Source organism: Streptomyces sp. NBC_00158 (assembly GCF_045160885.1).
Taxonomy (GTDB): Bacteria; Actinomycetota; Actinomycetes; order Streptomycetales; family Streptomycetaceae; genus Streptomyces.
The window spans coordinates 6,530,991-6,543,481 of record NZ_CP108161.1 but is presented as its reverse complement, the minus strand read 5'-3'; the positions used below and the strand labels follow the sequence as shown (position 1 = coordinate 6,543,481).

Here is a 12,491-nt window from a genome sequence, read left to right as displayed (position 1 = left end):
GTGGAGCATCGCCGATTAGCCCGCAGCCAGCTTCCATCGCTTCGGCTGCGGCATCGAATCCGGCGCGTAGAACGCCGTCGTCAGCTGCATGCCCCGGCGGCGCCAACGACGCCGCGACAACGCCATCGCCCTGCCCATCGCCGCCGGCGTCTTCGAGCCCGCCACGAGCCCCGCACGCAGCCCCGGCCGGTCCCGCGGCTCGGGGCGCTGCTCGTCCTCGCTCTCCTGATCGGGTTGCTCGGGATGCACGGTCTCGGCGCCTCCGCCGCGCTCCCGGCGACGGGCGTGACGGTGCACGTGTCCCACCACGCGGCGGCCGCCGGCCCGCTGTATCCGTGCGACGACGAGCAGCGCGGCCCGGTCCGGGACGCCGGTCGTGCGGACCAGATGTGCGCTTCCCCGGCCCTGCCCGGTGCCCCCCGCGTCGCCGCGCCGGGTACCACGCACCTCAGCCGCATGCCCGGCAGCCTCGTCCTTGCCCAGCCTGCACCGTCGCTCGCACTGGTCCATCAGCCCGACGGAGGGCGGGCACCTCCCTCGCTCGCCGATCTCCAGGTCCTGCGGACGTAGGAGCTCCTCCCGTGGCACACGCCCGAGCACGTCGGCCACGGAGAGCCAGCCCCTCCCGCATCCGAATCACCGGAGCTCAGCGACATGAACACGAACCGATCCCTGCCGCGCCGGGCTGCCCTGGCGGCCACCGCGGTCGCCGCGGGACTGGTCCTTGCCGCGTGCGGCAGCGACAACACCACGGACACGGCCGGCACCGCTCCGGCCACGGCGACCGCCCCGGCGCCGTCGGAGGCCGACCGGCACAACCAGGCGGACGTCGCCTTCGCGCAGGGCAAGACCAGGGGCAACGCCTTCGACACCATGTTCCTGACCATGATGATCGGCCACCACGAAGGCGCCGTGGCCATGGCCAAGGCCGAGAAGCAGCAGGGCGCCCACGGCCCCGCCAAGGCCCTGGCCGACGACATCATCACCTCCCAGACGGCCGAGATCGCCCAGATGCGCGGCATGCTCAAGGCCGGCTGACACCGGCAGGGCGGCGCCCTCGCCGCCCTGCCCCGACAGAGCTCGGACCCGCCCCGGAAACGCGCACCTCCAACGCGGGCCAAATCTTCCTCAAGGCCGGCCTTTGCCTGATGTCCGACAAGGGCCGGCACCTACTTTGTCCAGACATGAGTGTCGATCGTGACTGCGAATCCGAGGTGGTCCTCGCGCGGCGCCGAATGGTGCGTGCGGGGTTGAGCGGGGCCCTGGCGTTAGGGGTCGGGCTGGCGTGCGGGCCGTCGGCAGCCTCAGGCGCACGGGCCGGGGAGGCAGCTGTCCGCAGGCCGCGGCCTGCCGGGCCCCGGCAGGCGTGGGGCGAGCTGGAGGCGGGAAACCGGCGCTGGCGGACGTTCCACGAGAGCCATCCGGACCGCGCCGGGCATGTGCGCCGGGCGCTGGTGGGCGGGCAGCATCCGTTCGCCGTGGTGCTCGGGTGCGTGGACTCTCGGGTGCCGCCGGAGCTGGTCTTCGACCAGGGGCTGGGAGATCTGCTGACCGTGCGGTCGGCGGGCGAAGTCCTGGACGAGGCAGTCCTGGGCAGCATCGCCTACGGCGTGCTGGAACTGGGTGTCCCGCTGATCGTCGTCCTGGGGCATCAGGGGTGCGGGGCGGTCGCTGCGGCCGTGCACGCCGAGGCCGGCGGTGAGCTCCCGGCGCACATCGCCTACCTGGCTGACCGGATCCGGCCGGCGATCGACCACCGGCTTCAGGGCGACGCCCGGATCGACGCGGCGGTCACCGAGAACGTCCGCCGGGTCCGGGCGCGCCTTGCCGCCGAGCCGGACCTCGCCGCCCGGGTCGCCGACGGTTGCCTGGCCGTAGTCGGTGCCCGCTACGAGCTGACCAGCCAGTTGGTGCGCAAGGTGCCCTGATCAGCCTGGGCCGGTGAACTTCCCAACGGACCCGCACCAGCTAGACTTGCAGAGTTATGCAATTTACTAGTTCTGGATATGGTGGACGGGGGTCGCGGTGTGGCCGGGTTCGAGGAAGCGGCGCTGGAACGGGTCCGCGTGGCGCGGGCCCGTCTCCAGGCCGCACAGGAAGCTGACGATGCCTTCGAGGAGGCACAGGCGGCAGAGGAGCTGGAGGACGCATTGCGCGTGGCCCACGATCACGGTGTGGCCACCGACGCGGGAGACGGCCGGTGAACCAGACAGCGGCACCGGCGCGTCCGAGGCGTCGGTGATGGCCCGGCACCCCAGCGGCCGGCCTGCCGTCGAGGTGCTCAAGCACGTGTGGACGGTGCCGCTGGTGCCGGGTTCCGTGCGGGCCGCGCGCGAGCGCAGCGAACGGTCCCTCGTCTCCTTCGGGCTCGAGAGGTCCAGCGCCCTCTTCGGCGCCGTGCTCCTGGTGGTCAGCGAACTGGTGACCAACGCCGTCCGGCACGCTCAGGACTCCCCGGATGCGGAGGTGACTCTCCACATGACCGAGCACCTGCTCGCGGTCTCGGTCGAGGACCTGGACCCGCACCCGATAACGCCGGCCGATGCCGGCCGGACCTCCGGGCGGGGATTGCGCACGGTGGCCGACCTGGCACGCACGTTCGGCGGCGACGTCCGTATCGAGCCTTCCGCCGGCGGGCACGGCAAAACGGTGCTCGTCCGCTTCATCCTGCCGGAAGGCACACCGTGACCAGCAGGAGCCAAAGGGTCGTCCAGCTGTACGAGATCACCTACCTCGGACCCGGCCCCGAGCCGGAGGTTCGCACGGTCGAGGCCGGTGAAGTCCCGGCCGCCATCGCGTACGCCGGCGAACACGGCATGCAGGCCCGCGTCCGCCCGTACCGCCGCCCGGTCGAGAAGCCGAGAACGAAGGAGGAAGGTGCGTCATGACGGACGACCCGCCCGAGAAGGACACGGCGACGGAGCACGAGAAGTGGAAGGAGAAGGGCGTTGCGATGCGGGCCTTCTTCTACATCTTCGGCACGCACGTGTTCGCCGGGTTCATCTGGCTGCTGTTCTACCTGGGGCAGCACGCCCAGAAGTGAGACGGGGACCGAAGTGGGGCCGAACGCCTGCGGCGCGGTTCGGCATATGAGGGAGCGGCCGTCTTCCGGTGTCAGAAGCGCGTTGAACCCGCACTAACGGAAGACGGCCGCCGCATGTGGGGTGCGGGCCCCGCAGGGCCGGCACCGTGCGGGAGGATCGTTCAGGCGTGGCGGCCGGCCTTGAGGTCGGCAAGGAGTTCGGCCTGACCTTCCAGGACGCCGGAGAGGATGCCGCGGGCGACCCGCAGGAGCTCGGCGATCTGGGGGTGGGTGAGGCTGTAGAACACGTTGGAGCCCTCCCGGCGGGTGACCACCAAGTTGGCCTTGCGCAGGACGGCGAGCTGCTGGGAGAGGCTCGCGGCCTCCACGCCGACCTCGGGCAGCATCTCGGCGACCGCGTGCTCGCGTACGGACAGGAGTTCCAGAACGCGAATGCGCACCGGGTGCCCCAGCGTCTTGAAGAACTCCGCCTTCAGCTGGTAAAGCGGCGTGCTCACCTGCGTACCTCTGCCTCGACTGCCCATCTCATCCACCCGGAGCCGTTTCCTCGCGGGGGCGTCGGTTCGCCCCTCTTCACACCTTGTGACCTCCACAATTGCAGATCCCTGCAACTCTCGGGACCTGGCGGGGTGCCTTCGTGACGTTCGGCCCGCCCAGGCAGGCCGTTCGCCGGTCAGGCCTTCTTGAGGAACTCGGTCCTCAGAACCAGGCCCTTGACCTTCAGGTCCTTGGTGAGGGTGACCGAGTCCCCGGTCTCCAGGACGGTGCCGTTGGAGTCCTTGAAGATGATGTCGCTCATGGTGCCGATGTCCTTCGTCGCTGGTCTTGAGGATGGGCTGCTGCGTTCAGGTGAGGGCGGGTGCCTCGGGGGACTGCGGAATGGGCCGGTCATCGGTGGGGTACTGCCTGACCGTCCCGTGGACTCCGTGAGCGGCCAGCGCGGCGGGGAGGTCACAGTGGACCGGGACGGGCGGGCAGGTGGCGTCGGGGACGAGGGAGCCGTCCGCGGGGATCGCGGCGAGCTCCAGCCGGCGCCCGCTCCCGGCGAGGCGGCGGGCGGCCTGGGCGACGGCGATCTGCCCGCCGGCCGACCAGCCCAGCAAGCCGGTCAGGTCCAGGATGACCGGGCCGGTGCCCCTCGCGAGCGCCCAGCCGACAGCGCCGGTGAACCGGTCGGCGGCCTCCGCGCCGAGGTACCCGGCCAGGGACAGTACGCCCAGGTCCTGGCGGGTGGTGTAGCGCCATTCGATCGTCAACGTCAGCTCCTCGGCTTCACAGGGGAAGGGTGATCCAGATGGCCTTGCCGCGCCCGTCCGCGTCCGCCCGTACGACGGCGGTGCCACCCAGCTCCAACGTCATTTCCACCACCATGGCCAGGCCGCCGCGCGGGGCGGTGCCGAGCGCCCCGAAGAGACTCGGCAGGTAGGGGTGGCGGTCGTGGACGGCGAACGCGAAGGCTCCGGGTCCATGGGCGTAGGTCACGGTGATCACCGGTGAGGTCGCGGCGGCGTGGCGCACGGCGTTGGTGACCAGCTCGGCCAGGATCAGCAGCGCCGGGTCCACGCTCGGATGCCGCAGGCCCACCCCGCACTCGACGAGGACGAGCTCGGTGGTTTCGCGGGCGATGCGGACAGCGCCTCCCATGGCGGGCACGTCCAGAACGTGCCGGTAGGGCATCGCCTCGACCTGGACGCTCACCGGCCCGCCCCGTTCACGGTGCGGGCCAAGCGGAACCCGGACACGGACTGCGGGTACAGGCGCAGCAGGGTGTCGTGCGGGCCGTGGGCCCAGCCTGACAGGGTGCGCCGGTAGTGGGCGGCCTCGTCCGGGTCTGCGATGACGTCGGCCGGGCCGTGGGCGGTCACCGTCCAGCCTGTGCCGGCGGGGGTGCGGATCTCATCGGCGTGGTAGGTGAGCACGGCCCGGCCGGGGATGGTGGCGGCCTGCACGGGGGCTCGGACGACGAGGCGTCCGTACTCCATCACGTGTGCGGCGGGGCGGACGACGGCCACCTCCCGCTGGATGTAGACGAGTCGGCCCTGGGCGGAGCCTTCGAGGAGCCACAGGGCTTCGGTGCCGGAGACCTCGATCATGCGGAGGTCGGCGGGGACGGTCATCGTGCGGCCTTCCGGATGCGGTGCGGTCGGTGATGCGTACGGGGCAGCAGGCCCGCCTGCTCCAGGTGTTCGCGGGCGCCGGCGATGGCCTCGGGGGTGGTGGCGTAGTCGCGGCCTTCCAGGCACAGCAGGTCCAGGGCGCCGACGGCGTCCAGGGCCTGTCGCTGGCCGGGCCGGATGCCGGAGGCCGTGACGGCGATGCCGCGCCGGTTCAGCTTCTCGACGGCGTCTTTGAGGACGAGGGCGCCGGTGGCGTCCAGGGTGGTCACCCGTGCCATGCGCAGGATCACCACCTTCACGTCGGCGACCTCCGAGAGTTCGAGGAGGAAACGGTGGGCGCCGGCGAAGAAGAGGGGGCCGTCGATGCGATAGGCCACGATGTGCTCGGCCAGCAGGGCGTGTTCCTCGTCGCTGTGCTCACCGGGCAGGTCAGGCCGGAAGTCGACCTGCTCCATCCGGGCCTGGCTCGCCACCGCCTTCAACGCGAGGGCTCCCGCGACGACGAGGCCGATGATGACCGCGTACACGAGGTCGAGGACCAGGGTGCACGCGGCGGTCAGGACGAGCACGACGGCATCCGAGCGGGTCGCCTTCGCCATCGCGCGCAGCGAGCCGACCTCGACCATCCGGATCGCCGTCGCCAGCAGCACTCCGGCCAGCGCGGCGAGGGGGATCTTCGACACCAAGGGGGCGGCGGCGAACACGATCACCGCGAGCACCGCGGCGTGGGTGAGCGCTGCCAGCCGGGAGGAGGCGCCGGTGCGGACGTTGACCGCCGTGCGGGCGATGGCGGCGGTGGCCGGGACTCCGCCGAACAGCGGCGCCGCGAGGTTGGCGACGCCCTGCCCGAACAGCTCCTTGTCCGGGTCGTGCTGCTGCCCCACCGTCATCCCGTCCGCCACGGTCGCCGACAGCAGCGACTCCAGCGCGGCGAGCGCCGCGACCGCGACCGCCGGCGCCAGCAGCGACCCGAACGCGGAAGCGTCGAGGAAGGCCAGAGACGGTGCGGGGAGCCCCGGAGGAAGGTCACCGATCGGGGCCGCCGCGTCCAGGTGGAAGAGCTGCGCGATCAGGGTCGCGGCGATCACCGCGACGATCGAGAACGGGATCGTCGGCTTCCACCGGGCACCTGCCAGCATCACCGCCGCGACACCCGTCGTGAAGCCGATCGCCGTCCAGTTCGGGACGGCCACGAACCCCGTGACCGCACGCCAGGCCACGAGCAGGACCTTCTCCCCCTCCGGCTTGGCCACGCCGAGCGCGTTGGGTATCTGCTGGAGACCGATCACGCACGCGATCCCCAGGGTGAAGCCCTCCACCACAGGTGCCGGTACGTACCGCATGTACTGCCCGGCCCGCAGCAGGGCGAGACCGATCAGGAGCAAGCCGGCCATCAGCCCGACGGTCAGGACGCCGCCGGGCCCGTACCGGGCGACGATCGGCACCAGGACCACGGTCATCGCACCGGTCGGCCCGGACACCTGGAGGTTCGACCCGCCGAACAGGGCGGCGAGCGCGCCCGCGACCACGGCGGTGGCCAGCCCGGCCTCCGCGCCCAGCCCGGAGGAGACCCCGAACCCGAGGGCGAGGGGAAGCGCGACGATCGCCACCGTGAGGCCGGCCAGGAGGTCCCGGCGAGGGTTGCGGGCCATGACCGCGTAATCGGCCCGGGCGGGCAGGACGGAACGGACCCGGCCGAGCACGGCCGTCATGGCGGTGTTCACGCTCACGAGGCCGGGACCTCGGACTCGCGCAACTCCTCGAGCAGCTCGCTCTGCCCGCTCAGGACCTCGGTCAGGATCCGCCGTGCGGCCAGCATCAGCTGCGCAACATCCCCGCCGGCCAGTGCGTAGACGACGGTAGCGCCGTTACGGGTCGAGGTGACGATCCCCGAGCGGCGCAGGACCGCGAGCTGCTGGGACAGGGCGGAGGGCTCGATCTCGATCGCGGCCAGCAGGTCCCGCACCGGCATCGACCCGTCCTGCAGCAGCTCCAGAACCCTTATCCGCACCGGGTGCCCGAGCATCCGGAAGAACTCGGCCTTGGCCTGGTACAGCGGAACCGGCACTGTCTCGCACCCTTCTCACCACCCCGAAAGGGGCAGATGCCTGGTGCTGTGCCCGCGGCTACCAGGGACACAGCAATCACAGCATCTATGAAATTGCAGATTTCTGCAATTCACAGATCCTGCGATCCACCGCCTCCCGTGAAGTTCAGACCAGGGACGCGGCTGCATCGGGCCCATCGAACTCGTCAAGTGCGACCAAGCCGGCCGATGGCCCCTCCCGGAACTCCCGACCCCTCCCCGCCGACGACCGCTCGGACCAAGATCCGGACGCACGGTTGGACCCCGGCTCGTCACGCACCTCGCGCTGCCCGGCATGGAGTCCGGCGAACGCAAAGCGCGCGAAGCCTGCCACGTAAGACACCCGCTAAGGCCTGATGTTCTGGTTCAGATGGAAGAGGTTCCCCGGGTCGTAGGTGCGCTTGACCTCGACGAGGCGGTCGTAGTTTCCCTTGTAGTTGGCACGGATGCGGCCCTGGTCGTCGTCGGCCATGAAGTTGACGTAGCCGCCCTCCTCCGAGTGCGGGGCGGTGGCCTCGTAGTAGTCGCGGACCCAGGCGGTGTTGGCCTCGTTGTCGGCGGGGTCCGGCCACATGCCCGCGATGACGGTGGCGAAGGAGGCGTCCCGGTAGGCGAAGGCCGTCGCATCCGGGGCGACCCGGTGGCAGGCGCCGTTGATCGGGTAGATGTGGACCGTCGAGTTCACGGCGGGCAGGCGCGGGCCGTGCACCAGGTGCGCCTCGATCGCGGCGTCGCTCAGCTCCGTCACGAAGTTGGCCTTCCAGTAGTGCTGGAGACCGGGCGGCACGAGCCCGTCGAAGGCGCTGTTGAGCGCCGGGTACGGCATGACGCCGACGTGCTCCGCGACCACCGGGGCGAAGTCGTGGAAGGGCTGGAGCGCTCGCTCGCCCTCCTCCGGCGGACCCGCCCAGCACGACACGATCAGGACGAAGGGCTCGCCGTGCCGGTCCTCGGGGATGAACGGCAGCGGCGGGGCGATCTGGAAGGCCGGGAACCCGCCGAGCTGCTCCGGCGCGTCGGCGATGAAGTCCCGGAAGGAACGCAGGACCGTGCCGGCGCTGTCCAGCTCGAAGAGCATCGGCCCGCCGTAGACGTCCTTGACAGGGCTGAGCCGGAATTCGAGGGAGGTCACCGCGCCGAAATTGCCACCACCGCCGCGCAGCGCCCAGAAGAGGTCCTCGTGCTCCTGCTCACTCGCCACGACGAGCCGGCCGTCGGCAGTCACCACGTCGGCCGAGACCAGGTTGTCGCAGCTCAGACCCAGTCCGCGGTCGAGGTATCCGATGCCGCCGCCCAGGGTGAGGCCGCCGACGCCGGTGGTGGAGATGATCCCACCGGTCGTCGCCAGGCCGAAGGCATGGGTGGCTGCGTTGAAGTCGCCCCAGGTCGCACCGCCCTCGGCGCGCGCCGTCCGGCGTACGGGGTCGACGCGGACGCCGCGCATCGCGGACAGGTCGGCGACCACGCCGTCGTCACAGGTGCCGAAGCCGGGCACACTGTGCCCGCCGCCGCGGACCGCCAGGTCGAGTCCGTTCTCCCGGGCGAAGTCGACGGCCGCCATGACGTCACCCGCGTTGACACAGCGCACGACGGCGGACGGCCGTCTGTCGATCATGGCGTTGTACACCTTGCGGGCCTCGTCGTAAGCCTCGTCCCCGGGAGTGACGACCATGCCGCGCACCCGTTGGCGCAGCTGGTCCACAGAGATGTTGCCCATGGCCATCGCTCCTTTTGCCCTGGCTCGGAAGGCGTGGTGCCTGTGGCAGCGGCGCGGCGTCGAACGGTGGAACTTCCCGCGAGCCCCGAGGCCGCCTGCCACTGGACAGGGCCTAGATTCACGCTACGCCGATGGGGTGAAGCGTCAACAGGAACCCCTCGAGCGACCTGGGCGTGAGACGTCGCCCGGGACCCGATTCGCAGCAGGCGGTGCTTACGACGTGGGTGCACCGCCCCGGACGGTCCGGGACAGCGCCGGCCTGCGAGCAGGGTGGGCCGCGCGTCGCTCGCGCGGGCTTCGGCGCGGCACCGTCGACGCTCGCGCCAGAGGCATCGTGGAGGGCGGGGCCCCAGCTCGCCCGACCCCGCCGGGCTCTCCGCTCCCGATCGCTCCCAGAACTTCCCGCCCCACCCCATCCCCGCCGCCCCAGGACCGCACGCACCACGATCCGGGCCATTTCCGGACCAGCTTCCTCCAAGGGCCATGCCAACTGCCGTTTGAAGCTCGGCTTCTTCTAGGGGCGAAGTCCGTCACTTGGTGTGGGTGTTGCCTCCTCCGGGCGACGCCCACACCAGACACCCAACGCGACCGATCAGACAGGTCAGGTGTTCAGGAGGCGGTTGAAGAACGACCGGTAGTGCTGCAGCGCCAGGCGCAGGTCTTCGGTCGCGACCTCTCCGCCCCGGCCCCACTGCTCCTCCAGCCCCTGCTTGTGGGCGGAGAACGAACCGGCAAGGGACTGCATCACCTCGGCGACCAGGGTGTCCGCCGACCTGACCGCCTCCTGCGGATCGTCGACGAACCGGCCCTGTATTTCGCTCCACGCCTTGTGGTACTCCAAGGTGTCCTCGGCACCCAGCAGTGGCTCATCGGCACCGGCCTTTACCGAACCGACCTCCGGTCCACCGTCCGTCGGGGGCTCGTCCCCGCTTTCGCGGCGCTTCTCGGCAGCCGCGTCCATTGTGGCTTCCCCCGGGTACACGGGCGGCGTCCGCCCGTCGGCCGACGCACCACCGGATTCGGCGTCCGCACCGGTGTCCGTTCCGGCATGCGGAGCCGGCACCGGATGGGCGATGTCCTCCGTCGTGATGCCGGCGTCCCCCACTCGTTCGTTGCCGCTTGCGTGGTTCTGCATCTCAACGGCTCCTCTGGTCGGTCAGCAGGTCGTCGAACAGGGCTCGGTAGTGCACCATCGCCCCGCGGAGTTCCTCGGTTGTCGTCCGGTGACCGGCGCTGCGCACCTTGACGTCGTGGGCGGCCCGGTAGTGCTCCAGGGTGCGGCCGTGTTCGACCGAGAGGTCACGCAGCTGACCGTGGTAGTCGCCTGTGGGGTAGCCCCGCTCGCTCATGAGTCGCGACACCAGTTCGTCGGCCTCCTGCACGGACCCTTCGGGCCGGTCCACGAAATGTTCCTGGACGGTGCGCCATTCGACGACGTACCGGTCTCGCCGTTCAGGTGGCAGCTCCTGGATCTGAAGCTCGTCGTGGTGTTCCTCGCGGGCCCGTAGCTCGCGTTCGGCGGCCATGCGGCCGCCCTCAGCGTCCACCGTGCGGTCGTACTCGGGTCCGAACTTGTCCTGCAGACGCCGGCGGCGGGCCGCCATCGACAGTCCGACCGCGAGCACGATCACGACGACGGCTGCGATGGCGATGATGGCTATGAGTGTGCTGGTTGACATGGTTGGCCTCCGTCCTGGGGCCTCATCCGACCTCAGTCATGCGGCTGTCCCCTGTCGGTGGGAGACGGCGGTTCGGCGGGCGGGGCAGCCGGGGACGGCTTGTCCCCGGGGTCGGCGGGGCGCGGGCCCACCCGTCGTACAGAGCGTTCTCGTACGCCCTGCGCCTACCCGGCCGGTCGCGGCTCAAGCAGCGTGGCCGTCGGCGAACGGGCTGGTGGCGAGGTGTGCGAGCAGGTCGGCGGGGTGTCGGTAGACGGCTCGGGCCCCGGCCTCTTCGAGGTCGCGCCGCGGGATGCCGCCGCAGAGCAGTCCCACGCACACGACGTCGGCGCGGGAGCCCGCCTGCATGTCCCAGACGGTGTCGCCGACGAGTACGGAGCCGTGCGCGGGTGCGTCGACGAGGCCGAGGGCGTGGTGCACCGGTTCCGGTGCGGGCTTGCCCTCGCTCACGTCGTCGGAGCTCGCCGTCGCGCTGATGGCCTCGTCGGCGTCGACGGCCCGTTTGAGCGCTTCGAGTTCGGTGTCCTTCGCCGAGGTCACGAGCACGACCCGCCAGCCCCGTCGGTCCAGCTCGCGCAGCAGGTCGGCGGCCGAGTCGAGTGGCGGCAGCCGGTCGAAGTACGTGCCGTAGAGGGTGCTGTGGGCGGCGCTGAGCTCGTCGTCCTCGCTCCTGTCCCGGTCCTCGCCCAGCAGATGTCCAAGGAGGTCCTCGCCCGGGAGCCCGATCGCGCGGTGGATGTCGTGCATCGCGACGTCGTGGCCCGCCTGCCGCAAGGCCTCCCACCAGCAGACGACGTGCAGGTGATTGGTGTCGGCGAGGGTGCCGTCGACGTCGAACAGAGCGGCACGGTTCATGTCCGCCTCCTGTAGGGCTCGGTAGCCGGCCGCTTTCACAGGTCTCCCAGGGCCGGCAGCAGCTTCGCGGCGGACCAGTCCAGGAACGGCTCCTGTTGGTCGTCGCCGCAGGGGATGGCCTCGGCGACGTCCTCGGGTCTGGTGTGCTGCGAGGCCTGGGCGAAGCATGCGGGGCCGGGGAGCTCGGCGTTGGCCTTCCAGCCGCCGAGTGCCCAACGGAACTGGTCGTGCGCCCGGGCCACGGCCGCCTCACGGTCGGGGTCGTAGGAGACCGGGAACTGTCCACGCGTAGGGCGCGTGCCCTTGGGCCTCCAGCAGATGACGGAGAAGCCGAACCCCGCCCGCTCCGCCTTCACCACGTGTTCGACCAGCTCCCGGAGCCCGGCCTGCTCGGTCATCATCGTGTACCCGATGCGCACCATGCCGGGCACCTAACCGATTCGGCCCCCTTGAAACGTGCCCGGGCCTGGGCCGGGCGGGCGCGCTCCGCGACCTCAGGCGGGGTGGCCGGGCTCGAGATCACGCAGCTCCCGGTACCGGAGCAGTGGGGGCGGCGGGCCCTCGCCCGGCGGGCACACTGCTGCGGGTGCCAGGAGGAAGCCCACGTGGTCGCCGCCCTCGATGCGCCCCTCGATCCGGCCGGTGAACCAGGTGGAGAGCTGCTCCAGGATCGGGGTCTCTGATTCTCCCGGCCGCCAGCCGACCGCTGCGAACTTGTCGACCCGGTCGCCCGTCTCCCCTCCGAAGAGCTCCGCCAGTGCCCGGTCTTCCTGGTGGAGCAGGTGCACGGTCAGGTACTCGGCCCCGCGCGCGACGCGGTAGGTGTGGTTGGCGGCCGACAGCCAGACGATGAACCTCGGCGGGTCGATGGAGCACTGTGAGGCGAAGCCCACCAGGCAGCCCGCCCGCTCCGCGCCGGACGCGACCGTGACCACGTACATCGGGCCGTCGAGATCGTCGGTGAAGGGGTCGAGCTCCGTCACGGCGCCTCCTC

At 71.1% G+C, this 12,491-nt stretch carries 20 protein-coding genes and 1 pseudogene; 6 read left to right on the top strand and 15 right to left on the bottom strand.

Annotation, left to right across the window (positions count from 1 at the left end):
• Window positions 1-15 precede the first annotated feature (15 nt).
• Window positions 16-249, bottom strand: a complete 234-nt coding sequence (locus OG553_RS30050) for a hypothetical protein (protein ID WP_405981975.1) — start codon at window positions 247-249, stop codon at window positions 16-18.
• Here OG553_RS30050 and OG553_RS30045 point away from each other — a divergent pair.
• The 3 genes from OG553_RS30045 (at window position 244) to OG553_RS30035 (ending at window position 1,928) form a co-directional block, all read left to right on the top strand.
• Window positions 244-570, top strand: a complete 327-nt coding sequence (locus tag OG553_RS30045; protein ID WP_405981974.1) for a DUF6153 family protein — start codon at window positions 244-246, stop codon at window positions 568-570. The two genes, OG553_RS30050 and OG553_RS30045, sit on opposite strands and share 6 nt — an antisense overlap.
• An 84-nt stretch (window positions 571-654) precedes the next feature.
• Entirely contained in the window at window positions 655-1,038 is a 384-nt protein-coding gene (locus OG553_RS30040; protein ID WP_405981973.1) for a DUF305 domain-containing protein, read from the top strand.
• Window positions 1,039-1,184: 146 nt separating this feature from the next.
• The gene (locus OG553_RS30035) at window positions 1,185-1,928 is read left to right on the top strand and encodes a carbonic anhydrase (RefSeq protein ID WP_405981972.1); all 744 of its coding nucleotides are present in this window, start codon (window positions 1,185-1,187) and stop codon (window positions 1,926-1,928) included.
• A 66-nt stretch (window positions 1,929-1,994) separates the two neighbouring features.
• On the opposite strand, the gene OG553_RS30030 is transcribed toward OG553_RS30035, so the two are convergent.
• Entirely contained in the window at window positions 1,995-2,285 is a 291-nt protein-coding gene (locus OG553_RS30030; protein WP_405981971.1) for a hypothetical protein, read from the bottom strand.
• Between the two features lie 4 nt (window positions 2,286-2,289).
• Here OG553_RS30030 and OG553_RS30025 point away from each other — a divergent pair, with 4 nt between their 5' ends.
• From OG553_RS30025 to OG553_RS30015, 3 genes are read left to right on the top strand one after another with little or no spacing between them, the layout of a single operon-like run.
• Complete coding sequence (locus OG553_RS30025; RefSeq protein WP_405981970.1) at window positions 2,290-2,688, top strand: ATP-binding protein; 399 nt, start codon at window positions 2,290-2,292, stop codon at window positions 2,686-2,688.
• Entirely contained in the window at window positions 2,685-2,888 is a 204-nt protein-coding gene (locus tag OG553_RS30020) for a hypothetical protein (RefSeq protein WP_405981969.1), read from the top strand. The genes OG553_RS30025 and OG553_RS30020 overlap by 4 nt, the downstream gene beginning before the upstream one ends.
• Complete coding sequence (locus OG553_RS30015; RefSeq protein WP_405981968.1) at window positions 2,885-3,043, top strand: DUF6126 family protein; 159 nt, start codon at window positions 2,885-2,887, stop codon at window positions 3,041-3,043. Before OG553_RS30020 ends, OG553_RS30015 begins: the two co-directional genes overlap by 4 nt.
• Before the next feature lie 161 nt (window positions 3,044-3,204).
• Here OG553_RS30015 and OG553_RS30010 read toward each other — a convergent pair whose 3' ends face one another.
• The 13 genes and pseudogenes from OG553_RS30010 to OG553_RS29950 form a co-directional block, all read right to left on the bottom strand.
• A complete protein-coding gene (locus OG553_RS30010; protein ID WP_285341461.1) occupies window positions 3,205-3,540 on the bottom strand; it encodes a helix-turn-helix transcriptional regulator in 336 nt (111 codons plus the stop codon).
• Between the two features lie 176 nt (window positions 3,541-3,716).
• Window positions 3,717-3,842 carry a PhnA domain-containing protein gene (locus OG553_RS30005; RefSeq protein WP_405981967.1) on the bottom strand — a complete coding sequence of 42 codons (126 nt, stop codon included), beginning with the start codon at window positions 3,840-3,842 and terminating at the stop codon, window positions 3,717-3,719.
• Between the two features lie 46 nt (window positions 3,843-3,888).
• Window positions 3,889-4,299, bottom strand: coding sequence for an STAS domain-containing protein (locus OG553_RS30000; protein WP_405981966.1), 411 nt, complete (start codon window positions 4,297-4,299; stop codon window positions 3,889-3,891).
• A gap of 16 nt (window positions 4,300-4,315) precedes the next feature.
• A complete protein-coding gene (locus OG553_RS29995) occupies window positions 4,316-4,720 on the bottom strand; it encodes an ATP-binding protein (protein ID WP_405983177.1) in 405 nt (134 codons plus the stop codon).
• A gap of 17 nt (window positions 4,721-4,737) precedes the next feature.
• Window positions 4,738-5,160 carry a pyridoxamine 5'-phosphate oxidase family protein gene (locus OG553_RS29990; protein WP_405981965.1) on the bottom strand — a complete coding sequence of 141 codons (423 nt, stop codon included), beginning with the start codon at window positions 5,158-5,160 and terminating at the stop codon, window positions 4,738-4,740.
• Window positions 5,157-6,872 carry a SulP family inorganic anion transporter gene (locus OG553_RS29985; RefSeq protein ID WP_405983176.1) on the bottom strand — a complete coding sequence of 572 codons (1,716 nt, stop codon included), beginning with the start codon at window positions 6,870-6,872 and terminating at the stop codon, window positions 5,157-5,159. Before OG553_RS29985 ends, OG553_RS29990 begins: the two co-directional genes overlap by 4 nt.
• A gap of 14 nt (window positions 6,873-6,886) precedes the next feature.
• The gene (locus tag OG553_RS29980; protein ID WP_280913739.1) at window positions 6,887-7,228 is read right to left on the bottom strand and encodes a metalloregulator ArsR/SmtB family transcription factor; all 342 of its coding nucleotides are present in this window, start codon (window positions 7,226-7,228) and stop codon (window positions 6,887-6,889) included.
• Between the two features lie 364 nt (window positions 7,229-7,592).
• Window positions 7,593-8,963, bottom strand: coding sequence for an FAD-binding oxidoreductase (locus OG553_RS29975; RefSeq protein WP_405981964.1), 1,371 nt, complete (start codon window positions 8,961-8,963; stop codon window positions 7,593-7,595).
• Window positions 8,964-9,564: 601 nt separating this feature from the next.
• On the bottom strand, window positions 9,565-10,098 hold the full coding sequence (locus OG553_RS29970) for a hypothetical protein (RefSeq protein WP_405981963.1): 534 nt from the start codon (window positions 10,096-10,098) through the stop codon (window positions 9,565-9,567).
• 1 nt (window position 10,099) lies between these two features.
• Entirely contained in the window at window positions 10,100-10,642 is a 543-nt protein-coding gene (locus OG553_RS29965) for a hypothetical protein (RefSeq protein ID WP_405981962.1), read from the bottom strand.
• A 183-nt stretch (window positions 10,643-10,825) separates the two neighbouring features.
• Window positions 10,826-11,497, bottom strand: a complete 672-nt coding sequence (locus OG553_RS29960; RefSeq protein ID WP_405981961.1) for an HAD family hydrolase — start codon at window positions 11,495-11,497, stop codon at window positions 10,826-10,828.
• A 35-nt stretch (window positions 11,498-11,532) separates the two neighbouring features.
• Window positions 11,533-11,793 (bottom strand): annotated as a pseudogene (locus tag OG553_RS29955) (LLM class F420-dependent oxidoreductase); the annotation flags it as partial.
• Between the two features lie 198 nt (window positions 11,794-11,991).
• Window positions 11,992-12,480 carry a flavin reductase family protein gene (locus OG553_RS29950; protein WP_405981960.1) on the bottom strand — a complete coding sequence of 163 codons (489 nt, stop codon included), beginning with the start codon at window positions 12,478-12,480 and terminating at the stop codon, window positions 11,992-11,994.
• Window positions 12,481-12,491: the final 11 nt, after the last annotated feature.